General features: G+C 66.8%; 24 protein-coding genes and 1 tRNA gene. 18 read left to right on the top strand and 7 right to left on the bottom strand.

Features of this window, described 5'->3' with window-relative positions; all coding sequences use genetic code 11:
- The 5 genes from OJF58_RS19765 to OJF58_RS19785 all read left to right on the top strand — a co-directional run bounded on the left by OJF58_RS19765 (window position 1) and on the right by OJF58_RS19785 (window position 4,171).
- Window positions 1-1,296: an O-acetylhomoserine aminocarboxypropyltransferase gene (locus tag OJF58_RS19765; RefSeq protein ID WP_300779462.1), complete on the top strand. Its 1,296-nt coding sequence runs from the start codon at window positions 1-3 to the stop codon at window positions 1,294-1,296.
- Between the two features lie 2 nt (window positions 1,297-1,298).
- Window positions 1,299-2,087, top strand: a complete 789-nt coding sequence (locus OJF58_RS19770; RefSeq protein WP_300779463.1) for an alpha/beta hydrolase — start codon at window positions 1,299-1,301, stop codon at window positions 2,085-2,087.
- Entirely contained in the window at window positions 2,080-2,817 is a 738-nt protein-coding gene (locus OJF58_RS19775; protein ID WP_300779464.1) for an SDR family oxidoreductase, read from the top strand. The genes OJF58_RS19770 and OJF58_RS19775 overlap by 8 nt, the downstream gene beginning before the upstream one ends.
- Before the next feature lie 93 nt (window positions 2,818-2,910).
- Window positions 2,911-3,666 carry a DUF169 domain-containing protein gene (locus OJF58_RS19780; RefSeq protein ID WP_300785322.1) on the top strand — a complete coding sequence of 252 codons (756 nt, stop codon included), beginning with the start codon at window positions 2,911-2,913 and terminating at the stop codon, window positions 3,664-3,666.
- 1 nt (window position 3,667) lies between these two features.
- Window positions 3,668-4,171 (top strand): 2'-5' RNA ligase family protein, encoded by a 504-nt coding sequence (locus tag OJF58_RS19785; RefSeq protein ID WP_300779465.1) that lies wholly within the window; start codon window positions 3,668-3,670, stop codon window positions 4,169-4,171.
- 6 nt (window positions 4,172-4,177) lie between these two features.
- Here OJF58_RS19785 and OJF58_RS19790 read toward each other — a convergent pair whose 3' ends face one another.
- From OJF58_RS19790 to fabI, 4 genes are read right to left on the bottom strand one after another with little or no spacing between them, the layout of a single operon-like run.
- On the bottom strand, window positions 4,178-5,935 hold the full coding sequence (locus OJF58_RS19790; RefSeq protein ID WP_300779466.1) for a S49 family peptidase: 1,758 nt from the start codon (window positions 5,933-5,935) through the stop codon (window positions 4,178-4,180).
- Between the two features lie 30 nt (window positions 5,936-5,965).
- Window positions 5,966-6,502, bottom strand: coding sequence for a hypothetical protein (locus tag OJF58_RS19795; RefSeq protein WP_300779467.1), 537 nt, complete (start codon window positions 6,500-6,502; stop codon window positions 5,966-5,968).
- Between the two features lie 6 nt (window positions 6,503-6,508).
- On the bottom strand, window positions 6,509-7,579 hold the full coding sequence (aroC, locus tag OJF58_RS19800) for a chorismate synthase (protein WP_300779468.1): 1,071 nt from the start codon (window positions 7,577-7,579) through the stop codon (window positions 6,509-6,511).
- 10 nt (window positions 7,580-7,589) lie between these two features.
- Entirely contained in the window at window positions 7,590-8,423 is an 834-nt protein-coding gene (fabI, locus tag OJF58_RS19805) for an enoyl-ACP reductase FabI (protein ID WP_300779469.1), read from the bottom strand.
- Window positions 8,424-8,503: 80 nt separating this feature from the next.
- Between fabI and pdxH the strand changes: the two genes are divergently transcribed.
- From pdxH to OJF58_RS19820, 3 genes are read left to right on the top strand one after another with little or no spacing between them, the layout of a single operon-like run.
- Window positions 8,504-9,097 carry a pyridoxamine 5'-phosphate oxidase gene (gene pdxH, locus OJF58_RS19810; RefSeq protein WP_300779470.1) on the top strand — a complete coding sequence of 198 codons (594 nt, stop codon included), beginning with the start codon at window positions 8,504-8,506 and terminating at the stop codon, window positions 9,095-9,097.
- A 29-nt stretch (window positions 9,098-9,126) separates the two neighbouring features.
- The gene (locus tag OJF58_RS19815) at window positions 9,127-9,999 is read left to right on the top strand and encodes a cation diffusion facilitator family transporter (RefSeq protein WP_300779471.1); all 873 of its coding nucleotides are present in this window, start codon (window positions 9,127-9,129) and stop codon (window positions 9,997-9,999) included.
- The gene (locus OJF58_RS19820) at window positions 9,999-11,495 is read left to right on the top strand and encodes a bifunctional aminoglycoside phosphotransferase/ATP-binding protein (protein WP_300779472.1); all 1,497 of its coding nucleotides are present in this window, start codon (window positions 9,999-10,001) and stop codon (window positions 11,493-11,495) included. The genes OJF58_RS19815 and OJF58_RS19820 overlap by 1 nt, the downstream gene beginning before the upstream one ends.
- A gap of 7 nt (window positions 11,496-11,502) precedes the next feature.
- Here the strand turns inward: OJF58_RS19820 and uvrA are convergent, their stop codons facing one another.
- Together uvrA and OJF58_RS19830 are read right to left on the bottom strand one after the other, a co-directional pair.
- Window positions 11,503-14,403 carry an excinuclease ABC subunit UvrA gene (uvrA, locus tag OJF58_RS19825; RefSeq protein ID WP_300779473.1) on the bottom strand — a complete coding sequence of 967 codons (2,901 nt, stop codon included), beginning with the start codon at window positions 14,401-14,403 and terminating at the stop codon, window positions 11,503-11,505.
- Window positions 14,404-14,490: 87 nt separating this feature from the next.
- Window positions 14,491-15,738: an MFS transporter gene (locus OJF58_RS19830; protein WP_300779474.1), complete on the bottom strand. Its 1,248-nt coding sequence runs from the start codon at window positions 15,736-15,738 to the stop codon at window positions 14,491-14,493.
- A gap of 270 nt (window positions 15,739-16,008) precedes the next feature.
- On the opposite strand from OJF58_RS19830, the gene OJF58_RS19835 reads away from it, so the two are divergent.
- Both OJF58_RS19835 and ssb read left to right on the top strand, forming a co-directional pair.
- Window positions 16,009-16,674: an aspartate/glutamate racemase family protein gene (locus OJF58_RS19835; RefSeq protein WP_300779475.1), complete on the top strand. Its 666-nt coding sequence runs from the start codon at window positions 16,009-16,011 to the stop codon at window positions 16,672-16,674.
- Between the two features lie 118 nt (window positions 16,675-16,792).
- Complete coding sequence (gene ssb / locus OJF58_RS19840; RefSeq protein WP_300779476.1) at window positions 16,793-17,266, top strand: single-stranded DNA-binding protein; 474 nt, start codon at window positions 16,793-16,795, stop codon at window positions 17,264-17,266.
- Here ssb and OJF58_RS19845 read toward each other — a convergent pair.
- The gene (locus OJF58_RS19845; RefSeq protein WP_300779477.1) at window positions 17,263-17,904 is read right to left on the bottom strand and encodes an HAD family phosphatase; all 642 of its coding nucleotides are present in this window, start codon (window positions 17,902-17,904) and stop codon (window positions 17,263-17,265) included. The genes ssb and OJF58_RS19845 overlap by 4 nt on opposite strands.
- Window positions 17,905-18,153: 249 nt before the next feature.
- On the opposite strand from OJF58_RS19845, the gene gyrA reads away from it, so the two are divergent.
- The 8 genes from gyrA (at window position 18,154) to OJF58_RS19885 (ending at window position 26,048) form a co-directional block, all read left to right on the top strand.
- Window positions 18,154-20,886: a DNA gyrase subunit A gene (gyrA, locus tag OJF58_RS19850; protein WP_300785324.1), complete on the top strand. Its 2,733-nt coding sequence runs from the start codon at window positions 18,154-18,156 to the stop codon at window positions 20,884-20,886.
- Window positions 20,887-20,956: 70 nt separating this feature from the next.
- Window positions 20,957-21,463, top strand: coding sequence for a pantetheine-phosphate adenylyltransferase (gene coaD, locus OJF58_RS19855; RefSeq protein WP_300779478.1), 507 nt, complete (start codon window positions 20,957-20,959; stop codon window positions 21,461-21,463).
- 87 nt (window positions 21,464-21,550) lie between these two features.
- Window positions 21,551-21,625 (top strand) — tRNA-Lys (locus OJF58_RS19860).
- Window positions 21,626-21,653: 28 nt separating this feature from the next.
- A complete protein-coding gene (locus OJF58_RS19865) occupies window positions 21,654-22,529 on the top strand; it encodes an ABC transporter permease (protein ID WP_300779479.1) in 876 nt (291 codons plus the stop codon).
- Window positions 22,507-23,289, top strand: coding sequence for an ABC transporter ATP-binding protein (locus tag OJF58_RS19870; RefSeq protein WP_300779480.1), 783 nt, complete (start codon window positions 22,507-22,509; stop codon window positions 23,287-23,289). The genes OJF58_RS19865 and OJF58_RS19870 overlap by 23 nt, the downstream gene beginning before the upstream one ends.
- Before the next feature lie 6 nt (window positions 23,290-23,295).
- On the top strand, window positions 23,296-24,438 hold the full coding sequence (locus OJF58_RS19875) for a glycosyltransferase (RefSeq protein WP_300779481.1): 1,143 nt from the start codon (window positions 23,296-23,298) through the stop codon (window positions 24,436-24,438).
- Entirely contained in the window at window positions 24,435-24,845 is a 411-nt protein-coding gene (locus OJF58_RS19880) for an STAS domain-containing protein (protein ID WP_300779482.1), read from the top strand. Before OJF58_RS19875 ends, OJF58_RS19880 begins: the two co-directional genes overlap by 4 nt.
- 78 nt (window positions 24,846-24,923) lie before the next feature.
- Complete coding sequence (locus OJF58_RS19885; RefSeq protein ID WP_300779483.1) at window positions 24,924-26,048, top strand: polysaccharide biosynthesis/export family protein; 1,125 nt, start codon at window positions 24,924-24,926, stop codon at window positions 26,046-26,048.
- Window positions 26,049-26,053: the final 5 nt, after the last annotated feature.

The raw sequence follows: 26,053 nt of genomic DNA on the forward strand, positions 1-26,053 counted from the left end.
GTGGTCGAAGCCAAGTTCCTGAAGCCTGACACGCTGGCGCTCCATGCGGGCCAGCATCCCGACCCGGCGACCGGCGCCCGCGCCGTGCCGATCTACCAGACGACGTCCTACGTCTTCCGCGACGTCGACCATGCGGCGAGCCTGTTCAACCTTGAGGTCGGCGGCCACATCTACAGCCGCATCTCCAACCCGACCGTGGCGGTGTTCGAGGAACGCGTGGCGGCGCTGGAGGAAGGGTCGGGCGCGCTGGGTGTCGCCAGCGGCCAGGCGGCGCTGCATATCGCCATCGCGACGCTGATGGGGGCCGGCGGCCATATCGTTGCCTCGACCTCGCTCTATGGCGGCACGCGCAACATGCTGGCCCTCACCCTGCCGCGCTTCGGCATCGAAACGACGTTCGTCAATCCGCGCGATCATGCGGGCTTCGCCGACGCCATCCGGGCCGAGACTCGCCTGATCCTGGGCGAAACCATCGGTAATCCGGGCGGCGAGGTCCTGGATATTCCGCGGATCGCCGACATCGCCCATGCGGCGAAGATCCCGCTGATGGTCGACAATACCTTCGCCTCGCCCGTGCTTTGCCGGCCGCTGATGCTCGGCGCCGACATCGTGTTCCATTCGGCGACCAAGTTCATCGGCGGCCATGGCGTGGCGATCGGCGGCGTGATCGTGGAGTCGGGGCGCTTCGACTGGGAGGCGTCGGCCAAGTTCCCGACGCTCACCGAGCCCTATGCCGGCTATCACGGCATCGACTTCGCGGAGGAGTTCGGGCCGCACGCCTTCATCATGCGCGCCCGCGCCGAGGGCGTGCGCGATTTCGGCTGCTGCCTCTCGCCGCAGAATGCCTTCTATCTCCTGCAGGGGCTGGAGACCTTGCCGCTGCGCATGGCCCGGCATGTCGAGAACGCGCGCAAGGTCATTGCCTTCCTGAAAGGCAGCCCGGCCGTCGAGCGCATCGCCTCGCCGGAGCTGGCCGATCACCCCGACCACGAGCTGGCGAAGAAGCTCCTGCCCAGGGGTGCGGGCTCGATCTTCAGCTTCGATATCAAGGGCGGGCGCGAGGCGGGAAGACGCTTCATCGAGCGGCTGAAGCTCTTCTCGCATCTGGCCAATGTCGGCGACGCCAAGTCGCTCGTCATCCACCCCGCCTCCACGACCCATGCCCAGCTCGATGCCACGGCGCTCGCGGCGGCGGGGATCGGCGAGGGCATGATCCGGCTGTCGGTCGGCCTCGAGGATCCCGACGATCTCCTGGACGATCTCGGCCAGGCGCTGCGCGCCTCGCAGAAGGGCTGACCATGAAGCTCGAGGTCGACGGGCGCGCGGTATTCGCGACCACGGGCGGTGTGGCCTTCGATCCGGCCAAGCCTGCGGTTGTCTTTCTCCACGGCGCGGGCTTCGACCGCACCGCATGGCGGCTGCAGACGCGCTGGTTCGCCCATCATGGCAGAAGCGTGCTCGCGGTCGATTTCCCGGCGCACGGCTGGTCGGACGGGCCGATGCTCACGAGCATCGCCGCGATGGCCGACTGGACGGCGGCCTTGATCGACGCGGCCGGACTGCGCGACGCCGCTCTCGTCGGCCATTCCATGGGCGCGCTGGTCGCTCTCGATTGCGCCGCGCGCCATGGCGGGAAGGTGCGGGCGCTGGCGCTCTGCGGTGTGGCGGCCGAGATGCCGGTGCACCCGGAGATGCTCGATTCGGCCAAGGCCAATACGCTGAAGGTGCAGGAGCTGATGACCTTCTGGGGCATGGGTAATGCCCTGCACAAGGGCGGCATGGTCTCGCCCGGCCTGTGGTTGCGGCGCGAATCGCTCTCGGTCCTGGCGCGCAACCGGCCGGATGTGATCCACGCCGACCTCGCGGCCTGCAATGCCTACAAGGACGCTCTCGCGTGCGCTGCTGCCGTCGGATGTCCGACCGTGCTGGTGCTGGGTGACGGTGACCTCATGACCCCCGCCGCCAAGGCCAAGTCCCTTGCCGCCGCGATCGTCGGCGCCAATACGAAGGTCATTCCCGATTGCGGGCATTTCATGATGGTCGAGCGGCCGGACGAGACCCTGGACGCGCTGAGGTCCTGTGTCTGATCGCGTCGCGTTCGTCACCGGATCGACCCAGGGGATCGGCGCGGCGATCGCACGTCGCCTGGCGCGCGACGGCTATCGCGTGGCGCTGCACGGCCGCCGTTCCATTGCAGAGGTCTCCAGCCTGATGGCGGAGCTGCCGGGCTCGAGCTACCACGTGGCCGATCTGGAGAAGGTCGAGCAGGCTGGCGGGCTGGTTCGCGATGTGCTGGCCCGTCACGGTCGGCTCGACGTGCTGGTGAACAATGCCGGCGCCGTTGCGCGCTTTCCCCATGCCGATCTCAAGGCCGCAACGCCCGAGGTCTGGCGGCGCATGATGGACGTCAACCTGATCGCGCCCTGGATGCTTGTAGCCGAAGCGGAGGCGGCCCTCCGCTTGTCGGCAAGGACCGGTCGGCCGGGCTGCATCGTCAATATCGGCACCCATGCCGGCGTGCGGCCCAAGGGCTCGTCGATTCCCTATGCCGTGTCCAAGGCGGCGCTGCACCACGCCACGCGCCTGTTGGCGCTCACCCTCGGTCCGGATGTCCGCGTGAACTGCGTGGCGCCGGGCCTGGTCGACACGGCCATGAGCACGGGCTGGGAAGCCGCCTACGAACTCTGGAACACCAGGGCGCCGATGCGCCGGCCTGCGAAACCGGAAGACATCGCCGATCTGGTGGCCGCCTTGTGCGCCAGCGACTACGTTACCGGAGAGATCCTGATCGCCGACGGGGGGCTGAACCTCACCTGAGGCCAAGCGACGGAGGAGACCATGACCGTGCAGACCTTGCCGCCCGGCTACAAGACCGCGCCGTGGACGCCGCCGGAGAAGATCGACGGCAAGATGCTGGCCGAGGCGAGCGCGCGGCTGATCGAGCTGCTGCGCATCCGGACGCAACCGATCGGCATGAAGCTGTTCGAGGATCCCGCCACCATGGACAATATCCCGGGCGTGCGCAAGCCGACCGAAGGCTTCAAGTTCACCATGTGCCAGATGGTGACGCAGTCGCGCTGGTACGGCTTCACGCTCGGCATCACCGTCGACAACACCCGCGGCGGCAATTGCGGCGGCGTGGTCGGCCTCAACCATCCGGGCGAGGGCTTCCTGTCCGGCGATCACATGAACGGCGTGTGGTTCGGCAACAAGGAAGCATCGGCGGCGCACCAGGCGCAGATGCCACGCGTGCCGCACGGCACCTACAACGGGCTCGTGGTATCACCGTTGCGCTCGGCGCGGCTCGATCCCCCCGACATCTGCCTGTTCTACGGCACACCCGGCCAGATGATCTATTTCATCAACGGCCTGCAGTTTCATCGCTACCGCCGTTACGACTTCACGGTGACGGGCGAGAGCGCCTGCGCCGATTCGTGGGGACGGGCGCTCGCCACCCGCCAGACCTCGCTGTCGCTGCCCTGCTACGCCGAGCGCCGCTACGGCGGCGTCGCCGACGACGAGCTCCTGATGGCCTGCCCGCCCGACGAGTTCCTGCGTGCGGTCGAGGGCATGGGCCATCTCGGCAAGAACGGACTGCGCTATCCGTTCCCGCCCTACGGCGCGGCGATGGACCCGGCCTTCGGCATGGCCAAGAGCTACGGCTGACGTGCTGTTCGCCGTCGCCTGGCCGGTGCTGAGCGAAGCCGACGACACCGCCCTGCGCCGCCTCAGGGCGCACTATCATCCTCGCGAGGCGGGCCTGATCGGTCCGCACTTCACGCTGGTGTTCGGTGTCGGTTCGGAGGGCGAGCCGCGGCTGCGCGAAGCCCTGGGCGGCTTGCGGCACGGGCCGTTCTGGTTCGTGCTCGATCGCATCGTCCGCTTCGACCGGCCGCCGCCGTCGCGAGCGGCCTATCTCTATGCGGTACCGGGCGACGGCGCGGAGGAATTGACCGCGCTCTACGATACCCTGAATCCGGAAGGTGGTAGCGAGCCGTTCGAGCCCCATATCACGCTGGGCCTGTTCGACCGTGCCGCCGATGCCGAGCAGGTGGCTCGCATCGTCGAGCGCCAGCATCTGCCAATTCACGGACGGGTGGAGGAACTCAGCCTGTTACGACGCGACGGCGACGGACTCGCGACGCTGGCGACTGTTCGACTCCAGACCTGAGCGCGGTCAGTGCCAGAGCGGGGGAAGCGGCGGCAGGCGGACGTTGCCAGGCCGTGCCGCGATACCGAATTTGGCCAGCAGGTCGCGCAACTCGCGCGGGACATGCACCTTGGGTCCTTTGGCGGTCACGTCGGCCAGGCGCATCAGACGAGTGGCGATCCGCTGCAGCGTATTGCTCTCGGCCGGGAAGGGCCGCAGCTCGATCGGCTTCGAGGCGTCGATACCCGCTTTGGCCTTCGCCGTCCGAAGGGCAACGTCGAGACCGCCCAACTCGTCAATCAAACCGGCCCGCTTCGCCTCGATGCCGGTGAAGACTCGCCCTCGGGCCGCCGCGTCGAGGCGCGCCGCATCGAGGCCACGCGCGTCGGCGACCTGGCGCGTGAAGTCCGCATAGACCGAGTCGAGCTCGCGTCCAATAGCGACCTGCTGAGCCGGCGTGGGGACGTGGAACGGCGAATACATGCCGGCATTCGCGCCGACGCGCAGCCGGTCGACCTTTATGCCGAGCGTCGCCAGGAGATCGGTCGCCACCGGCCATATGCCGAACACGCCGATCGAACCGGTGATGGTGGTGGGTTCGGCGACAATCGCGTTCGCCCGCACGGCGGCAAGATAACCGCCTGAGGCCGCGACATCGCCCATCGAGGCAATCACCGGCTTGCCGGCGGACCTGGCGCGGCCGACGCCGTCGGCGACGGCATCGGCCGCGGGGTAGGTGCCGCCCGGCGAATCGATGCGCAGCACGATCGCCTTGACCTCTTTCGACTGCGCCGCCGAATCGAGCGCATCGACGATATCGTCCGAAGCAGCCCTGAGATCGTCGCCGAGCGGATCGTTGGCGTTCGTTCCCGAGACGATCGTGCCGCTTACCCTGACGAGAGCCACCACGTCCCGAGGGACGTCCGGGCGATCCTGCCCATTGGCATAGTCCGACAGGGTGACAAGATCGCGTGTCGAGCCCGCATGCTGCCAGACGTCGTCCATGGCGTCGGCGCGATAGCCGATCTTGTCGACCAGCCCTTCTGTCCGGGCCCGCTCCGAATCGAGCGGTGCCGAATCGATGAGCTGCCGCAGCTTCGCCGGCGGAATGCGGCGGTCTCGCGAGACGTCCTCGATGAACCGGCCATACAAGCCGTCGATGAGCTGCTGCAGGTTCTCGCGCGCCGGCGCCGTCATGTCGGCCTGCGTGAAAGTGTCGGGTGCGCTCTTGTATTCGTAGCGCTTGCCACCTTCGACGCGAATGCCGAGCTTGTCGAGGCCGCCCTTGAGGAACGGCGTCTCGATCGCGAGCCCCGCCACGCCGAAGCCGCCGCTCGGTTGCAGCCAGATGCGATCCAGGGCGGCGGCGAGATAGTAGTCTGCGAAATGGTCGCTATCGCTGCCCAGCGACTCGGCGAAGCCAATCGCGAACTTGCCCTTGCTGCGAAACCGCTGGATCGCCTCGCGCAGCTCCTGCACCCGCGCAAGCCCTGCATCCTCGTCGCCGATCTCGACATAAAGTCCGGCGACATGCGGGTCGTCGGCCGCATGCCAAAGCGCCTGCAGCGTATCGACCATGTCGCGCGAGTCGCTCCACAAGCCGCCGAGCACGCCCGATGAGACGGTCTCCGGCGGCAGCCGGCGCAGGTCGAGCGACAGGACCATGCTGTCGGGCAGAGGCTTGACGGCGAGCGGCCCGCGGACGAAGAGAAGGACCATCGCGCCGATGCCAAGCAGCGTGATCGCACCGATAGTGGCCAGCAGGCCGATGATAAACCGCCGCATGGCGGACCCTCCGGTCAATCAGACAGTCGATCAGGGCGTCACGAGATTGGGCCGAAACGCCCGAATGGCGTCAAGCATCGCGCCGGCCGAGGCATCGAGCCCGTTGTCGCGCACCAGAACGGCGGCCGGCACACCCCGCACGGGCCGCAATCCGTCCTCGAGTGTCCATGTCGACAGTCTGAGGTCCGCGGCGACGAAGGCATCCGGGCTGAGGGCGATCTGGAGCTGCGGCCGAAAGGCGAGTCGGCGCAGGCGCACCCATTCGACATCGCTCCAGGCGAAACGCCGGTTGCGGCCGAAGCCGAGCGCGATGCCGTCCCGGTCGATCACGACCTGCGGCTTGCGATCGAGCGACCGCCGGGTGCCGAGATAGCCATAGTAGGCCATCGCGGCCGTCAGCACGGCGAAGAGCACGAAGCGAGGATCCGCCGGCGACAGCCGCGGAGCCTGCTCGGGACGGGCTGCAAATTGAAAAAGGGCGGTTGCCACGATGCCGACGGCCACGATCGCCATGCTGAGATTGTGCAATCGCCCGTACCGGACCTCGGCCGGCCTGCCAGTCGGCATCCGGCGTCAACCGCACTGCGCGCGATGGCGCAGCAGATGGTCGGCCAGCACACAGGCGACCATCGCCTCGGCAACGGGCGTTGCGCGAAGGCCGACGCAGGGATCGTGACGGCCCTTGGTGCGCAGCTCGACATCGTTGCCGAAACGGTCGACGCTGCGGACGGCGCGCAGGATCGAGCTGGTGGGCTTGACGGCGAGCCGGCAGACGACGTCCTGGCCGGTCGAGATGCCGCCCAGGATGCCGCCCGCATGATTGCTGAGGAAGGACGGGGCGCCGTCCTTCATGCGCATCTCGTCGGCATTCTCCTCGCCGCTCATGGCGGCCGTCGCAAAGCCGTCGCCGATCTCCACGCCCTTGACCGCGTTGATGCTCATCAGCCCCTTGGCCAGGTCGGCATCGAGCTTGTCATAGACCGGCTCGCCCAGCCCCGCGGGTAGACCGGACGCCACGACCTCGATCACCGCGCCGCAGGAGCTGCCGCGCTTGCGCACCGCATCGAGGTAACCTTCCCAGACCTGCGCCGCCTGCCGGTCGGGACACCAGAAGGGATTGTCGCCGGTCGCCTCCCAGTCCCACTTGGCCCGGTCGATCTTGTGGGTGCCCATCTGCACGACGGCGCCGCGGATCGTGACGTCGTCCCCCAAAATCTTGCGCGCGATGGCGCCCGCGGCCACGCGCACCGCTGTCTCGCGGGCCGACTGCCGGCCGCCGCCGCGATAGTCGCGTACGCCGTACTTCTTGAAATAGGTGTAGTCGGCATGGGACGGCCGGAACTTGTCCTTGATGTCGCCGTAGTCGCGACTGCGCTGGTCGACATTGTCGATATGGAGGGCGATCGGCGTGCCAGTGGTCACGCCCTCGAACACCCCCGACAAGATCCTGACGGTGTCCGGCTCCTGGCGCTGGGTCACGAAGCGCGACTGGCCTGGGCGGCGCTTGTCCATCCAGACCTGGATGTCGGCTTCCTTCAGGGGAATACGCGGCGGGGTCCCGTCGACAATGCAGCCGATCGCCGGCCCATGGCTTTCGCCCCAGCTCGTGAAACGGAAGAGCGTGCCGAAGCTGCTGCCGGCCATGGCCGCCAGCCTAGTCGTCTTCGAAATCGGCCAGCAGCTCGGAAAGCTGCTTGGCAGACTGCGTCTTGATCATGCCGACGACGTGGTAGCCTGCATCGACATGCATCACCTCGCCGGTCACGCCGCTGCCGAGATCCGACAGCAGGTAAAGGCCGGCATTGCCAACCTCCTCGGTCGAGACGTTGCGCCGCAGCGGTGCATTGAGCTCGTTCCACTTCAGGATGTAGTTGAAGTCGCCGATGCCCGAGGCGGCCAGAGTCTTGATCGGGCCGGCCGAGATCGCATTGACGCGGATCTTCCTGTCGCCGAGATCGGCTGCCAAATAGCGAACGCTCGCCTCCAGTGCCGCCTTGGCCACGCCCATGACGTTGTAGTGCGGCATCACCCGCTCGGCGCCGTAGTAGGTCAGAGTGAGCAGGCTGCCGCCTTCCTTCATCATGGGTACGGCGCGCTGTGCGACGGCCGTGAAGGAGTAGCAGCTTATATTCATGGTGAGCTGGAAGTTGTCGGGCGTCGTATCGAGGTAGCGGCCTTTCAACTGATCCTTGTTGGAGAAGGCGATGGCATGGACCAGGAAATCGAGCCCGCCCCATTTGTTGCCGATCTCGGCGAACACCGCGTCGATGCTGGCGGCGTCGGTGACGTCGCAGGGCAGGACCAGCTCGCTGCCGATCTCCTGCGCCAACGGCCGCACACGCTTCTCGAGGGCATCCCCCTGGTAGGTGAAGGCAAGCTGGGCGCCATGGTCATGGCAGGCTTTGGCTATCCCCCAGGCAATCGACCGATGGTTGGCGACCCCCATGACCAGGCCTTTCTTGCCGGCCATCAATTGTGCGGCTGTCATGCTTGTCGTTCTAGCGGGGCTGGGCCAGCGGGACAAGATGGCGGTGGTGGAAGCCGTTCCACCCCTCCATATTGTGGGTCATGATCCGCGCAAAAGACGATCCGCTTGCCCTCTTCGCCGACTGGTATGCCGAGGCCGAGAAGAGCGAGCCGAACGATCCCTCGGCCATGGCGCTGGCCACGGTGGGGGCCGACGGCACGCCGTCCTGCCGCATGGTGCTCCTGAAAGGCTACGATGCCTCGGGCTTCGTCTTCTACACGAACTACGAAAGCCGCAAGGGTCGCCAGCTCCTGGCGCACCCCAAAGCCGCGCTCCTGTTCCACTGGAAGTCGCTGCGGCGCCAGGTGCGGCTCGAAGGCTCGATTTCACAGACGACGCCGCAGGAAGCGGACGCCTATTTCGCGACCCGCGACCGCGGCAGCCAGATCGGCGCCTGGGCGTCCGACCAGTCCCGTCCGCTGGAAAGCCGCTTCGCCCTCGAGAAACGGGTGGCGGAATTCACGGCCAGGCACGTGATCGGCAAGGTGCCGCGTCCGCCGCATTGGTCCGGTTTCCGGCTGCAGCCGCTCCTCATCGAGTTCTGGCAGGACGGCGCCTTTCGCCTACATGATCGTCTGGAATACAGCCGTCCCGCAGCCGGTGCTCCTTGGTCGACGCGAACTCTGTACCCCTGACCGCCGAGCCGGGTGTCGCTGCACGCCTGATGAGGCAAGCGACCCTGGCGTCGATGTCGGTGGCAACGATCCTGGTCGTCGCCAAGGGGATCGCTTGGCTTGTCACCGACTCGGTGGGCATGCTGTCCTCGCTGGTCGACTCGGCGCTCGATCTTGTGAGTTCGCTGATCACTTTCATCGCCGTCCGCCAGGCGTTGGTCCCGGCGGACGAGGACCACCGCTTCGGCCACGGCAAGGCCGAGGCGCTGGCAGGCGTCGCACAGGCGGGGTTCATCGCCGCCTCGGCCGGCGGGCTGGTGCTGACGGTGGCCGATCGCTTCCTGCATCCGCGTCCGGTGCAGGCGGAGTCGACGGGCCTGCTGGTGAGCGCCTTCGCCGTCCTTCTGACCTTCGCGCTCATGCTTTTCCAGACCCATGTGGTGCGGCGCACGAACTCGATCGCCATCGGCGCCGACAAGGCGCACTACACGACGGACTTCGTCACGAACATCGCCGTGGGCGCAGGCATCCTGGCCGCGAGCCGTCTCGATCAGCCTCTGATCGATCTCGCGGTGGCGCTGGGCGTCGCCGTCTATCTCGTGACCGGCGCCTGGACCATCGGGCGGACCTCGATCGATGTCCTGATGGACCGCGAGCTGCCGGAACAGGATCGCGCACGCATCCTCGATATCGTGCATCGCCATCCGGGCGTGCGCAGTGTGCACGACCTGCGCACCCGCTCTTCCGGCCTGACCCAGTTCATCCAACTCCACGTCGTCTTGCATCCCACCATGTCGCTCGGCCGCGCGCATGTGATCGGCGATTCGATCGAGGCGGCGATCCGCGAGGCCTATCCGCAAGCCGAGGTGATCCTGCACATCGATCCGTGGAACGACGACGAACCTCGTCTGGCGCCGGACTGATGGCAGCGGAGCGCCCCTCGTTCGTCGTGGAGGATCAGTCCGAGGTAATCGGTTTCCTCGAGCGGCGTCTGGCGCCCGCGACGCGCATCGACACGCACGGTGCCGTGGTCTTCCTGACCGATGAGCGTGCCTACAAGCTCAAGCGCGCGGTGAAGTTTCCCTATATGGATTTCTCCACCGCCGATCGACGCTGGGCGATGTGCCAGGCCGAGATCGACATCAACCGGAGACTGGCGCCCGAGGTCTATCTTGGAGTGGCGCCGGTGCGGCGGGCCGGCCCGGATCGACTTGCGCTCGGCGAAGTGGGGGAGTCCGTGGCCGACGCCGTCGATTCGCTGGTCGTGATGCGCCGGTTCGACGACAGCAAGCTGTTCGACCGCCTGGCCGATCAGCGGGCGCTGACGATCGAGATGATGGGAGCGCTGGGCGCGCGAATTGCCCGTTTCCACGACGGCTTGCCGCCAATTCGCGACGGCTTCGGCCGTCCCGACGACTATCGCCAGTCGGTTGCGGCGGATATCCGCCAGATGCGCGAGCAGGGCAAGCGTCTCGACCCGGCGATGAGCGAGGCGCTGGCCGACGCCATGCCAAGGTCGCTCGAGCCCTTTGTCGATCTCGTCGCACGACGAGTCGAGGAAGGCGCGATCCGGCGCTGCCACGGCGACCTGCATCTGCGCAACATCGTGCTGATCGAGGGCAAGCCGGTGCCGTTCGACGCGATCGAGTTCTCCGAGCGCATCGCCAATATAGACGTGCTGTACGACCTCGCCTTCGCGCTGATGGACCTTTGCCATCGCGGTCTGCGCGCGCTTGCCAACCGGCTGCTGAACGAATGGCTGTGGCGCATCGGCGAGCTCGAGGGGGCACCGCATGACGAGGCGTTGGCGCTGCTGCCGATGTTCCTCGCGCGACGGGCTTCGATCCGGGCCTATGTCGATTCCTCGGTGACGGCGGTGAGCGGGGCGGACAATGAGCCGGCCCGCGCCTACCAGCGCGCGGCCCTCGCTTTCCTGCAGCCGGCGCCGCCGCGGCTGCTGGCGATCGGCGGCCTGTCCGGCAGCGGCAAGACGACGAAAGCCCTGCAGCTTGCGCCTGAGATCGGCCGCGCGCCGGGCGCCGTTGCCGTGCGCAGCGACGTCGAGCGCAAGCGGCTCGCCGGCATCGCGCTCGAGGAGCGCATGCCGGCCGGCAGCTATACGCCCGAGGCCTCGGCCGCGGTCTACGGCGCAATGATGGCGCGCGCCGAGCGCCTCCTGCGCGCCGGCCATAGTGTCGTGCTCGACGCGGTGTTCGCCCGGCCGGAGGAGCGACAGGCGGCGGAGGCGGTGGCGGCGACGGCGGGCGTGCCGTTCGAGGGGATGTGGCTGGATGTGCCCAAGGACATCGCGCAGGCACGCGTTGCCGCGCGCAAGGCAGACGCCTCGGACGCGACGCCCGCGGTGGTGGAGCGCCAATTCGGCTACGAGCTGGGCGAGATCAGGTGGAAGCGGCGTTAAGGAAGGTTCATGCCCGTTTCTTCGCCGCAGCGCTGCGCGGAAGGAGGCGGGCGAGGTAACGGCCGGTGTAGCTCTCGGCAACCTTGACGATTTCCTCCGGCGGGCCCTCGGCGATGATACGCCCGCCGCCCGCGCCGCCGTCGGGTCCCATGTCGAGGATCCAGTCTGCGGTTTTGATGACCTCGAGATTGTGCTCGATCACGAGAACGGTGTTGCCGCCCTCGACCAGCCGGTGCAGCACCTCGAGGAGCTTGCGCACGTCCTCGAAATGGAGGCCCGTGGTCGGCTCGTCGAGGATGTAGAGCGTGCGTCCCGTGGCACGGCGCGACAGCTCCTTGGCGAGCTTGACGCGCTGGGCCTCGCCGCCGGAAAGCGTCGTCGCTTGCTGGCCGATATGGATGTAGCCGAGCCCGACCTGCTGCAGGGTCAGGAGCTTGTCGCGGATCACCGGGACGGCCTTGAAGAATTCGACGCCTTCGTCGACCGTCATTTCCAGCACATCGGCGATCGACTTGCCGCGGAAGGCGATCTCCAGCGTCTCGCGGTTGTAGCGCTTGCCCTTGCAGACGTCGCACTGGACGTAGACGTCGGGCAGGAAGTGCATCTCGATCTTGATGACACCGTCGCCCTGGCAGGCCTCGCAACGGCCGCCCTTGACGTTGAAGGAGAATCGGCCGGGCTTGTAGCCGCGCTCGGTCGATTCGGGCAGTTGCGCGAACCAGTCGCGGATCGGCGAGAAGGCGCCTGTGTAGGTCGCGGGATTGGAGCGGGGTGTGCGCCCGATCGGCGACTGGTCGATGTCGACGATCTTGTCGAGATGGCCGATGCCGTCCAGGCCGTCATGCTGGCCGGGATGCTCGCGCGCACCGTTTAGACGCTTGGCGAGCGCCTTGTAGAGCGTCTCGACGATCAGCGTGCTCTTGCCCGAGCCGGAAACGCCGGTGACGCAGGTGAAGGTGCCGAGCGGGATGGAGGCCGTGACGTTCTGCAGGTTGTTGGCGCGCGCGCCTTTCACGGTGAGCCAGCGGCCTTTCCCCTTGCTTGCCCGGGCCGTCGGCTCGCGCCGCGCCTGCGGGATGGGGATCTGGCGGAAGCCCGACAGATACTGCCCGGTCAGGCTGGCGCTGTTCTGCATCACTTCCTCGGGTGTACCTTCGGCAATCACCTTGCCGCCATGCGCGCCGGCACCGGGTCCCATGTCCACGAGGTGATCGGCGGCGCGGATCGCATCCTCGTCGTGCTCCACGACCAGCACCGTGTTGCCGAGATCGCGCAGACGCGTCAGCGTCTTCAGGAGCCGGTCGTTGTCGCGCTGATGCAGGCCGATCGACGGCTCGTCGAGCACGTAGAGCACACCGGTGAGGCCGGAGCCGATCTGCGAGGCAAGGCGGATGCGCTGGCTCTCGCCGCCGGACAAGGTGCCCGAGGTGCGGTTCAACGTGAGATAGGAAAGGCCGACATTGTCGAGGAAGCCCAGCCGCTCGTTGATCTCCTTCAGGATGCGGGCGGCAATTTCGCGTTGCTTGGCCGTGAGCTTGGGGTCGAGCTCCTGGAACCACTTCACCGCCTCGCCGATCGAAAATTCGGTGACCTGGCTCACGTTCAGCCCGCCGATCTTCACGGCCAGCGCCTCGGGCTTGAGACGCGCCCCGCCGCATGCCTCGCACTTCGCCTCGTGCTGGAAGCGCTCGAGGTCCTCGCGCACCCAGGAGGAATCGGTCTCCTTCCAGCGCCGATCGAGGTTGGGGATCACGCCCTCGAACGGCTTGGTCGTCTGGTACTGGCGGATGCCGTCGTCGTAGCGCATGGCGATCGCCTCGCCGGCGCTGCCGTGCAGGATGACGTCGCGTACCTTCTTGGGCAGATCGCGCCAGGGCGTCGACATCTTGACCTTGTAGTGCTTGGCGATGCTCTCGAGCGTCTGCTGGTAGTACTGCCCCGACGAATCGGCCCACGGCGCGACCGCGCCCTCGGCCAGCGACAGGCGATCGTCCGGCACCACCATCTCCGGATCGAAGAACATCTTCACGCCGAGACCGTCGCAGGCCGGGCACGCGCCTTGCGGCGCGTTGAAGGAGAAGAGCCGGGGCTCGATCTCCTCGATCGTGAAGCCCGAGACGGGGCAGGCAAAGCGCGAGGAGAAGATCGTCCGCTCGCCGGTGTCGGCGTTCTCGGCCACCGCAAGCCCTTCGGCGAGGTCGAGCGCCGTCTCGATCGAGTCGGCCAGCCGATTGCCGAGATCGGGCTTCACCACCAGCCGGTCCACGACCACGTCGATATCGTGCTTGTATTTCTTGTCGAGCGCCGGCGCCGCGGCGATCTCGTGGAGGCTGCCGTCGATCTTGACGCGCTGGAATCCCTTCTTCTGCAATTCCTGCAGGTCCTTGCGGTACTCGCCCTTGCGACCGCGCACGATGGGCGCCATCAGGTAAAGCCGCGTGCCTTCGGGCATCGCCTTCACCCGATCGACCATCTGGGACACGGTCTGGCTCTCGATCGGCAGGCCTGTAGCAGGCGAATAGGGCACGCCCACGCGGGCGAACAGCAGGCGCAGGTAGTCGTAGATCTCAGTGACGGTGCCAACGGTCGAACGGGGATTGCGCGACGTCGTCTTCTGCTCGATCGAGATGGCCGGCGAGAGGCCCTCGATCGAATCGACGTCGGGCTTCTGCATCAGCTCCAGGAACTGGCGGGCATAGGCCGACAGGCTTTCGACATAGCGCCGCTGGCCTTCGGCGTAGATCGTATCGAAGGCGAGGGAAGACTTGCCCGAACCGGAGAGGCCGGTGATCACGACCAGCCTGTCGCGCGGCAGGTCGAGGTCGACGTTCTTCAGATTGTGTTCGCGAGCGCCCCGGATCGAAATGTACCGGTGCGGCTCGGCGGCGGGTAAGCGTGACTTGGCCATCTCTGGAGCAAGAATAGGCGATGCGCGGGATCAGCGCATATGGCTATCCACAGCCGAATCCGCCACCCCGATCCGTGTCAGGAAATGTCAGGCGGCTGCCGCCTCCGCTTCGGCCGCCACTCGCGCGGTCGGCCGGTCGTTCATCAGGAGCTGCAGGGTGCCGGCAACCAGGCCGATCAGCACGCCGATCTTCCAGGCGAGGTCGTAGGAGCCCATGAGATCAAAGAGATAGCCGCCGCCCCAGGCGCCGAGGAAGGAGCCGGCCTGGTGGCTCAGGAAGGCGATGCCGGTCAGCGTCGAGAGGAAGCGCAGGCCGAAGATCTGCACCACCAGCCCGTTCACCAGGGGGATGACGCCCAGCCACAGCGTGCCCATGGCGGCGCCGAACAGCACGACCGAGAGCGGCGTCGGCGGGAAGCTGAAGAACAGGGCCAGGGTGATCGAGCGCAGCAGATAGAGCCCGCCCAGCAACAGCCGCTTGGGGTAACGATCGCCCAGCCAGCCGAACAGCCACGAGCTCAGAATATTGAAGCCGCCGATCAGCATCAGGACGATCGCGCTGTAGGAGGCGTCCATGCCACACTGGGCGAGGTAGGTCGGCAGGTGGGTCGTAAGGAACACGAGCTGCAGGCCGCAGACGAAGAAGGCGGCCGCCATCACGAGATAGCCACGATGGCGGCGCGCCTCGCCCAGGGCGTTCGCCAGCGTCAGGTGCCGGTCGGCGGCGACGCCGTTGGGCAAGCGATCGGCGCGGCTGCCGACCAAGGCGGCCGGCAGCATGGCCAGCGCCAGGATGAGGAAGGCCCAGAGGCCGGCCCGCCAGCCCTGATGGTCGAGAAAGTAGGCGGCGATGGGCGCGGTCAACATGGTGCCGACCGAGCCCGCGGCCGAGACGATGCCGAAGGCCAGGGTCCGCCGCTGGGGCGCCACCACGCGGGCGGCGATGTTGGCGGTGATGCCCGAAGTCGTGCAGGCGAGCGCCACACCGATGAAGACGCCGGCGCCCAGCACGATCGGCCCTGTGCTTGTCGCGGTCGCGGTCAGCCAGAGGCCGAGCATGAAGATCAGGCTGCCGGCCAGCGACACGAAGCGCGTGCCGTACTTGTCGGCAAGGGCACCGGCGAACGGCTGGCTCACGCCCCAGGCAACCTGCTGCACCGAGATGGCCAGCGCGAAATCGGAGATGGCGATGCCCAGCTCGTGCGAGGCCGGAGCCTGGAAAAGCCCGAGATTCTGGCGAATGCCCATGGCAAGCGTCATCATCAGCGCCGCGCCGGTCAGCATCGCGTAGGCCTCGCTCCGCGAGACCTTGGAAACGTGGAAGGCGTCCTTCATAGGTAAACGATACGAACGGCCATCGGCCCAGGCCAATGAAATCCCCGAGGGCCGCCATGAGGCCGGCTCACAACGCGACCGGCGACGGGCGGTTCCTTCGGTGCCGAGTCGCCATCACTGTAGAATGCGGGCCATGGGGCCCGAGGGAGATCGGCAATGCCCAACGCGAGCCAGAAGCGCATCTGGTACCAAAGCTTCGTCCATCCGGTCGAGCAGGCGCCGTATGTCGAGAGCCTGCAGGCAACGCTTGCCCGGGTTGCGGGAGCGGATGTGCACTTCGAGGTCCATGGCCTGGATCCACCAGATCATTCCTTTCACCCGTTGACCGAGTTCCGCTGCGCCAACCAGGTCATCCGCAATGCTCTCGAAGCCGAACAGTCGGGCTATGACGCGTTCGTCCTTGGGCATTTCCAGGAACCGGGCCTGCTCGAAATCCGCGGTTGTCTGGACATTCCCGTCATCGGGCTGGGCGAGGCGAACCTGCTGGCAGGGCTCAGCCTCGGCCATCGGTTCGGGCTGGTGACGATCGATCCGATCCTCATCCCCTGGCACGACCGGCAGGTGAGATCCCATGGCCTGGCCGAGCGCTATGTCGGCACCACGGCACTCAAGATGAACCTCCCGTCCTTCATGCAGGCATTCACCGACCAAGCCACCTATGGCCGCGTGCGCGAGCAGTTCGTGGCGCAGGTCAAGCCGCTGATCGCGGCGGGAGCCGAAGTGGTCATTCCCGCCGGCGGCCTGCCTATGCTGCTGTTCGCGCGTGAATGCCCCTTCGTCGTCGATAGCGCACCGATCATGAATGGCATCGCCGTCGTGGCAAAAGCCGCCGAAATGGCGCTCGCCCTGAAGACGATCACCAAGGTCGTGGTCAGTCGGCGAAGCACCTATGCGAAGGCCGCGCCGGAGGCGATCCGCGAGTTCCTGGCGCGCTGAGCCTGCGGGGCCGGTTACAACCTGAAATCGGTGGCTGCCCACAGGGCGGTGGGGCTAGGTTGCCGGCCGTGAGGTAGGTGCGGCGCCCCGCTGCACCGGGAAAGCGAAGGAGGCCCCGATGGCGGGCAGTGTCAACAAGGTCATCCTGATCGGCAATCTCGGCCGCGACCCGGAAGTGAGGTCCATGCAGGACGGCAGAGCCATGGTGAACATGTCGGTCGCGACGTCCGATACATGGCGCGATCGCCAGACGGGCGAACGCAAGGAGCGTACCGAGTGGCACCGCGTGGTGATTTTCAACGAGAAGCTGGCCGAGGTGGCGCAGAAGTACGTGCGCAAAGGATCGAAGGTCTACGTCGAAGGACAGCTCTCGACCCGCAAGTGGACCGACCAAAGCGGCCAGGAGCGCTATACGACGGAGGTCGTGATCCCGCGCTTCAGCGGCGCGCTCACCATGCTCGACGGTCGCGGCGGCGGCGCTGAAGTCGGCAGCGGCGGCATGGAGGACGAAATCGCCGGCGGTTCGTCGAACGGAGGCCGCCCGGCTTCGCGCGCCGGCAAGGCCGAGCTCGACGACGACATTCCGTTCTAGGCGGGTAGCCCCATCGCCCTGAGCTCGGCGGCGGTCTCTGCAGCCGAGCGATGATGGATGGCGCGCATGCCGACGGCGCGGGCTCCTTCCACGTTGGTCAGCACATCGTCGATGAACACCGCCTCGCCCGGCTGGAAACCGCCGGTTCGGCAAACCAGCTCGTAGATGGCGGCATCGGGCTTGGCATGGCCGATCAGGCCGGAGACCACGTAGTCGCGAAACAGCCCGAGGAATGGGTGGCGCTGGCGGGCGGCGCCGCGCAGCCACGGGTCGAGCAGGTTGGGGGCGTTCGACAGCAGAAAAAGGGGCGTCCCCCCGGCATGCAGCCGCTCGACCAGCGCGGCCATCTCGGGAAAAGCATGGTCGCACATCTCGTCGAATCGCCCATAGAAGGCGTCGATCAGCTCCTCCTTGTCGGGATGCAGCGCCTGCAGGCGCCGAGTCGCTTCGGCTGGATCCCCGCCGTGGTCCTGGACGGCGTGCCATTCACGAGTGGCGACCTCGGCGAGGAAGCGCTCCATCTCGGCTGGATCGGCGAACAGCTTCCGGTAGAGATGGCGTGGGTTCCAGTCGATCAGCACGCCGCCGAAATCGAAGACGGCAACGGAGGGGTTTGGGGGGCTTGTTTTCGAGGCCAAAGGCGGGTCTTTCAAAGGGTGGTTTTCACGGTCAATTTAGCCTGTCAAATCAAGACGTTAAAGGCAGCTTCCCAGAGCGATTTTTGTTGGTCTTTCGGGCCTGGTTTGCTACTGTGCAAAACGTCTTCGCCGACCCTCCGGCGGGGCCGATAAAACGAGCAAAAAACCAGGTTCCACTTGAGCGACGATACGACCCTGCCGCCGGCGCCGCCGCCGTCCGGCACGCCTCCGCCGACCCCGCCGCACGACATCGCGCCGATCACGATCGAAGAGGAGATGCGTCGCTCCTACCTCGATTACGCGATGAGCGTGATCGTGGCGCGCGCCCTGCCCGATGCGCGCGACGGGCTGAAGCCGGTGCAGCGCCGTATCCTCTACGCCATGAAGGAGAACGGCTACGATTCGACCCGGCCGTTCCGCAAGTCCGCCCGCATCGTCGGCGACGTGATGGGCAAATATCACCCGCACGGCGACTCGGCGATCTACGATGCCATGGTGCGCATGGCGCAGGATTTCTCGATGCGCCTGCCGCTTATCTCGGGGCAGGGCAATTTCGGCTCGATGGACGGCGATCCGCCGGCGGCCATGCGCTACACGGAGGCGCGGCTTGCCGTTGCCGCCGAATCGCTGCTGGCCGACTACGACAAGGACACGGTCGATTTCCAGCCGAACTACGACGAGCGGGAGCAGGAGCCGACGGTGCTGCCGGCGGCCTTCCCGAACCTGCTCGCCAACGGCGCGGGCGGCATCGCCGTCGGCATGGCGACCAACATCCCGCCGCACAATCTCGGCGAGCTGATCGATGCCTGTTGCGCGCTGATCGACAATCCCGAGCTCACCATCCAGCAGGTGATGGAGCACGTGCCGGGCCCCGACTTCCCGACCGGCGCCACGATCCTCGGCCGCAACGGCATCCGTGCCGCCTATGAACTCGGCCGCGGCTCGCTCGTCATGCGGGCCAAGACCAGGATCGAGGAAATCCGCGGCGGCCGCGAGGCGATCGTCATCACCGAGATCCCCTACCAGGAGAACAAGGCCCGCCTGCACGAGCGGATCGCCGAGGTCGTGCGCGACAAGAAGGTCGAGGGCGTTTCCGAGGTCCGTGACGAGAGCGACCGCGATGGCGTGCGTCTCGTCGTCGAGCTGCGGCGCGACGCCATGGCCGACGTGGTGCTGAACCAGCTCTATCGCTACACGCCGCTGCAGACGACGTTCGGCGTCAACGCCCTGGCGCTGGATGGCGGCCGGCCGCGCCTGATGACGCTGAAGGAGCTCCTGGAGGCGTTCATCCGCTTCCGCGCCGAGGTCCTGACGCGCCGCACCAAGTACGAGCTCAATCATGCCCGCGACCGCGCCCATGTGCTGGTCGGGCTCGCCATCGCCGTCGCCAATATCGACGAGGTGATCGACATGATCCGCCGCGCGCCGGATCCCGTGGTCGCGCGCGAGCGGCTGATGGCGAGGGACTGGCCGGCGGCGGACGTGGCGCCGCTGATCCTGCTGATCGCCGAGCCGGGCCGCGAGGTCTCCGACGAAGGCACCTATCGCCTCTCCGAGGCTCAGGCCCGCGCCATCCTCGAGCTGCGCCTGCAGCGACTTACCGGCCTCGAGCGCGACAAGATCGCGGACGAGCTGACCGAGGTCGCCAAGCTGATCGAAGGCTATCTCGAGCTGCTGGGCGATCGCGACAAGCTGTTCGCCCTCATGCGCAAGGAACTGATCGAGATCAAGGAGCAGTTCGCGACGCCGCGGCGCACCGAGATCGTCGACAACGAGTTCGAGCAGGACGTCGAGGACCTGATCCAGCGCGAGGACATGGTCGTCACCGTGACCCACGGCGGCTACGTCAAGCGTGTGCCGGTCTCCGCCTATCGGGCGCAGCGCCGCGGCGGCAAGGGCCGGTCGGGCATGGCCACGCGCGAGGACGACTTCGTGTCCAGCCTGTTCGTGGCCAACACGCACACGCCGGTGCTGTTCTTCTCGAGCCGCGGCATCGTCTACAAGCTCAAGGTCTGGCGCCTGCCGCTCGGCGCGCCGCAGGCGCGCGGCAAGGCGTTCGTGAACCTGCTGCCGCTCAGCGAGGGCGAGACCATCACCACCGTGATGCCGCTGCCGGAGGACGAGGCGAGCTGGTCGACCCTGCATGTGATGTTCGCCACGGCGCGCGGCGGCGTGCGCCGCAACGAGCTGTCGGACTTCGTGAGCGTGAACCAGAGCGGCAAGATCGCCATGAAGTTCGAGGGCGACGACGCCGGCGACCGCCTGATCGGCGCGGCGGTATGCGGCGAGGACCAGGATGTGCTGCTGGCCACCCGGCTCGGCCGGGCGATGCGCTTCCCGGTGGCGACGGTCCGCGTGTTCCAGAGCCGCGCCTCGACCGGCGTGCGCGGCATCGCGCTCGCCGACGGCGACGAGGTGATCTCGATGTCGCTGGTCGACGGCGGCAAGAGCATCGCGACCGAGGACCGCGACGCCTATCTCCGCCAGTCGCGCGCCCTGCGCCAGCTTGCCAATCTCGACGATGAAAACGGCAACGGCGCAGAAGAGGCGGCAGCGACCGGCGAGGAGCCGGTGACGCCATCCACTGCCCTCTCGCCCGAGCGATTCAGCGCCCTGCGGGACAAGGAGGAGTTCGTGCTCACCGTGGCCTCGTCGGGCTTCGGCAAACGCACCTCGGCGTACGAGTACCGGGTCACCGGCCGCGGCGGCAAGGGCGTGGAGCTCATGAACCTTTCCAGAGGCGGCCAGGTCGTGGCCGCCTTTCCGGTGCGGCAGACCGATCAGATCATGCTGGTGACCGACGGCGGCACGCTGATCCGCTGTCCGGTGGATGGAATCCGCATCGCGGGACGGGCAACGCGCGGCGTGCGCATCGTCAATGTGAGCGAGGGCGAGCGTGTCGTTTCCGCTGTTCGAATCGGCGACGATGACGAAGCCGACGGCAACGGCAATGGCGACGCTGCCGAAACAAACGGTGGATAAGGACGGGCCGTGTCGCTAAGACTTCGCCGCGACGACCGGCGCACCTGCGGTCGGGGAACGAGGGGTAGACATGGCCGCAGAGCGCACCGGAGTGTATCCGGGCACGTTCGATCCCGTCACCAGCGGGCACATGGAAGTCGTGCGCCGCTCGCTGCGGCTCGTCGACCGGCTGGTGATCGGCCCCGCGATCAACATCGGCAAGGGTCCGCTGTTCTCCCTCGACGAACGCATCGAGATCATCAAGGAGGACATAGAGGAGTTCCCGCAGGCCGATCGCGACCGCATCAAGGTCGTGCCGTTCGAGGGATTGCTCATCCATTTCGCCCGGGAGATGGGCGCCACGGTGATCATCCGCGGTCTGCGCGCGGTATCGGATTTCGAGTACGAGATCCAGATGGCGAACATGAACGCCCGCATGGAGCCCGACATCGAGACCATCTTCCTGATGGCATCGGATCGTCATCAGTTCATCGCGTCGTCCCTGGTGAAGGACATCGCGCGGCTCGGAGGCGACACCTCCCAGTTCGTATCGCAGAAGGTCTTCGAGCGGTTGAAGCGCAAATTCGGCAAGGGATGATACCCTTTGGCACCGCGTTGACCGGCGGGCTGGCGCATCTTATACGGGCGCCGCGCCCGGTTCCGGCCTGCGGCGCGACACCGGGGCGAGCCCGTAGCTCAGCGGTAGAGCATCTGACTTTTAATCAGAGGGTCGTGGGATCGTACCCCACCGGGCTCACCACGGGTCCCAGCAAGGAGACAAGCGGCTCATGCCGTCGGTGAACGTCGTCAACGGCAAGCAGATCGTCATCGAGGAGCTCGATCCGGGCCGGCGTCTCGGCCGCTTCATCGTCAAGCCGTTCGCCCAGGTCTGGCATCATCGCGACCTCGTGCAGGCCATCCTCCGCCGCGAGGTGCGCGACCGGTTCAAGGGATCGGTCGCCGGCTGGGTATGGGCGGCGATCGCGCCCCTCCTGGCGATCGCGGTCTACAGCTTCGCCTTCACGACCAACCTGCAGCTCAACCTCGCGGTCGATGTCGGCCCGCGCGTCGGCTACGCGCTGTTCATCTTCAGCGGCATCGTCGTCTTCAACTTCTTTTCCGAGATGGCGTTTCGCGCGCCGATGCTGCTGCACGAATATGCGCACTTCATCAAGCAGACCATCTTCCCCAGCGACATGCTGGCGGTGATCTCGACGCTGCGCGCCACTCTTTATACCGTCATCTCCATCGTGGTGATGCTGGCCTTCCAGCTCGCGGTGGTGCGCAGTCTGCCGTGGACCGTCCTTCTGCTGCCGTTGATGTTCATTCCGCTCATGGCTTTCCTGGTCGGCATGTCGTGGTTCCTGTGCGCGATCGGCGCTTTCACGCGCGACGCGGGTTACCTCATGATCAACGTCGTGCCGCTGTTCATGTTCGCGACGCCGGTCTTCTACCCGCAATCCTCGCTGCCGCCGCCGTTCGACTTCTGGATCTACGCCAACGCCCTTACGGGCTATGTCGAGGTCATGCGCGACATCGTCCTGCTGGCGAAGCTGCCCGATTGGCGCGTCTATGTATGGACGCTGTTCACCTCGGTCTTCACCTTCTACTTTGGCTACTGGTTCTTCGACAGGTATCGGAATGTCATCGTCGACGTCATCTGACATCGTCGTTCAGGCCAGGCACCTCGGGAAGGCCTACCAGCTCTACGCCCGCCGCAACGACTGGCTGAAGCAGGTCATGTTCGGCTGGTGCAAGACCTACTTCAAGCCGTTCTGGGTGCTGCGCGACATCGACCTTCAGGTCCGGCGCGGCGAGAGCGTCGGCATCCTGGGCCGCAACGGCTGCGGCAAGTCCACCCTGCTGCAGGTGATCTGCGGCATGACGCTGCCGAGCCATGGCGAGCTTCGGGTGACCGGCCGCATTGCGCCCGTTCTGGCGCTCGGCTCCACCTTCGATGCCGAGCTGTCGGGCCGCGAAAACGTGATGATCGGCGGCGCCGTGTTCGGGCTGAAGCGCGCCGATATCCTGCGCAAGTTCGATCGGATTGCCGACTTCGCCGGCATCGGCGATTACATGGACCAGCCGGTGAAGCACTATTCGATGGGCATGCGCACGCGCCTTGCCTTCTCGATTTGCGCCCATGTCGAGGCGGAGATCCTGGTGGTGGACGAGGCGCTGGCTGTCGGCGACGTCGCTTTCCAGCGCAAGTGCCTCGACTGGATCGACGAATTCCGCAAGTCGGGCACGCTGCTGTTCGTCTCGCACTCCATGGGCGAGGTGCGGCGTCTGTGCAATCGCGCGATATGGATCGAGGAAGGCCGCATTCGCGAGCAGGGCGACCCGAGCGACGTCATCCGTTCCTATCATCGTGCCCTGCAGATCGAGAAGGACGACATGCACCGCTTCTCGGCGAGCGGGTGATGGGCGATGACCGGCAGCGCCCTGGTCTGGCTCGGACTTGGCTGGTGGGCGGCAAGCACGGCCATCCAATGGGCGAGCGCGGCGCTCGCGCGGCAGCCCGGGGTGCTTCCCGGCCTGCGCCATCGGCCTGAGGATTTCAGCATCGTGGCTCCGCTCAAGGGCGCCGCGGATGCGTCACCGGCGTATATCGCCCGCTTGCGCGCATTGTCGCAGGCGGGGGCCGAGGTGCTGATCTGCGTGGCGAGCGCCGACGATGCGGCGATCGCCGCCACGCACGCCACCTGGCCGGGCGCGTTGCTGCTCGTGGGCGCCGACACGACCTTCAATCCGAAGATGAACAATGTGCGCAAGGGGCTGGAGGCCGCCAGCCGGCCGGTCGTGGCGCTGTGCGACGCCGGAATTGCGCTCCACATGGACGACTTGCGGCGCGCTGCGGCGGCGCTTTCGGACGAGGTCGGTCTGGTGCTGGCCCTGAAGGCGGCCGATGCGCCGGAGAATTTCGCCGCCGAGCTCGAGCGCGCCTATATCGACGGCCATCAGGCGCGGTTCCTGTTTGCCGCCGATCGACTCGGCATCGCCGTGGCATCGGGCGGTGTCACCCTGTTGGCGTACGATACCTTGCAGCGCATCGGCAACTGGCGCGGCTTCAATCGCTGGATCGCCGACGACTATTCCGTCGCCCGCGCGGTGCGCGAACTCGGGCTCGCGACACGGCTCGGCGCTGTCATGCCGCGCCTGCCGCTGGGGCGGCGCCGTTGGCGCGACGTCTGGCTGCGTCAGGTCCGGTGGGCGCGCACGCGCCTCAGGCTGCCGGTATGGCCCCTGGTTCTGTGGGAGCCGGCGATCGGTGGCGCGGTGTCGGGCGTGGCCGGTGCGGCGGCCCTGGCTGGGCTGGGCGCCGGGGCAGCCGCGGTGGCGCTCGGCCTGCTTGTCCACATCGGCCTCTGGCTTGCTGCGGAGAAGTGGTTCATGGCAGGCAGGGGCCTGTCCTTCGGCCCGCGGGCCGCGACGGCCGCGTTCGTGCGCGAGGCGCTGGCGCCCTTCCTGATGACGCAGGCGCTTGCCGGCCGCACGATCGATTGGCGCGGGACCGACCTTGGCGGTCAGTGGCGCCAGAAAGGGGATGGCATGCCGGAGAAGTCCGTATGATCGGAGAACGGCGCATGAATGGCGCGAGTGGCGGTGGATTGGCTGGCGACATCGTTACTGTCGTTCTGCCCGACCGCATCGACTCGGTGACGGCACAGGAGGTGGAGAGGTCGATGCTTGACGCCCTCGTGCCCGGTGCGCGCGTCGTCATCGACGGAAGCGCGGTGGCTTACATGAGCGCAGCCGGGGTGCGGGCGCTGGCGACCGCGCTTCGTCAAGCCGAGGAGCGACAGGCGCGCGTGGTTTTTTGTCGCTTCACGGGGGCGGCCGAAGACTGCCTTGTCGTGGCCGGATTCTCCCAGCTCCTCGACGTCGTCGGCTCGCCCGAGGAGGCGGTCGCCAAGCTGCGTTCAAAGTCGGTGGGAAACCCCGCAGAGCGCTTGCACCCCCATGGTGCCACAGGGTAATTAGCCGGCGGGCTGAGCCAAGACCAAGGAACACGGAGCGGCGCTTGCATGCCGACCGTTCCGGACGGAGATCGCGAATTGACATTCTGGACGTGGCTGCATGCTGTCGGTCGACCTACCGCCATCGTCCTGGGTCTCGGTGTGGCTGTCGCCGGTTGCCAGGCGATTCCCGGCGACGGACCATGGATGAACGGCGCGAAGTCGACAAGCAGCGAGGCGCTGCCGTTCGATGTCATCGATCTCACGCCGACCACCGTTGTCGCGTACAGGCCGCCTGCCACTGTCGATCAGCCCTCCGCGGCCGGCAATCTGTCCGCTGCCGTGCCGATTTCGGTCCAGCCCGGTGACGTGCTCAAGGTGCGAATCTTCGAGCCGTACGAGGGCAGCATCTTCCCCACCATCCAGAGGCCAGGGGCGGATCTCGGCAATCAGCGCGTGACGCCGGACGGAACGATAGAGGTTCCCTATGTCGGCACGGTGAAGGTGGCCGGCTTGGACTTGCGCGAGATCGAACGGCGGATCGTCGAGCAGCTCGGGAGCAAAGCCCAGAACCCGCAGGTCATCGTCGAATACGTGGCCGACCGGAACAATACCGTGATGGTGTCGGGTGAAGTGAAAAGGCCCGGGCGCCTGTCGCTCCTGGAAGGGACGCGCTCGGTCGTCGATGCCATCAACAGCGCCGGCGGCCCGGTGGGAGCCGCCACGCAACTCCAGGTCGTCCTGCGACGACACGGCAGCGTGATCCTCGACAAGCAATATTCCGAGCTGCTGGCCGGCGGCGATATCGGCATCCAGAAGGGCGATGAAATCGTGGTCCGGCCCAATTCCCAGATCTTCACGGTGCTGGGCGCGGTGGCGAGAGCCGGAAACGTTCCCCTGACCAAGCCCAACATGACGCTTCTCGAGGCGCTGGGCGAGGTGCACGGCCTGTCCGACGAGCGGGCCAACAAGACCGGCGTCTACATCTTCCGGATGGGCGACATCCAGGACAATCCGAACGCCCGGGCGCGGGTCTTCCGGCTGGACCTCATGCAGCCCGTCTCCATCTTCGTGGCCCAGCAGTTCGGTATGCAGGCGAACGACGTGATATATGTCACGAATGCGCCACTTTACGAGTACAATAAGATCCTGACCTCGATCTACCGTACGTTCTCGATCGTGGGTATTGCGAAGGGCTCCGTAACGCCGACCGCCGCATTCTGATCGAA

The sequence above is a fragment of the Enhydrobacter sp. genome (assembly GCF_030246845.1).
Classification (GTDB): domain Bacteria; phylum Pseudomonadota; class Alphaproteobacteria; order Reyranellales; family Reyranellaceae; genus Reyranella.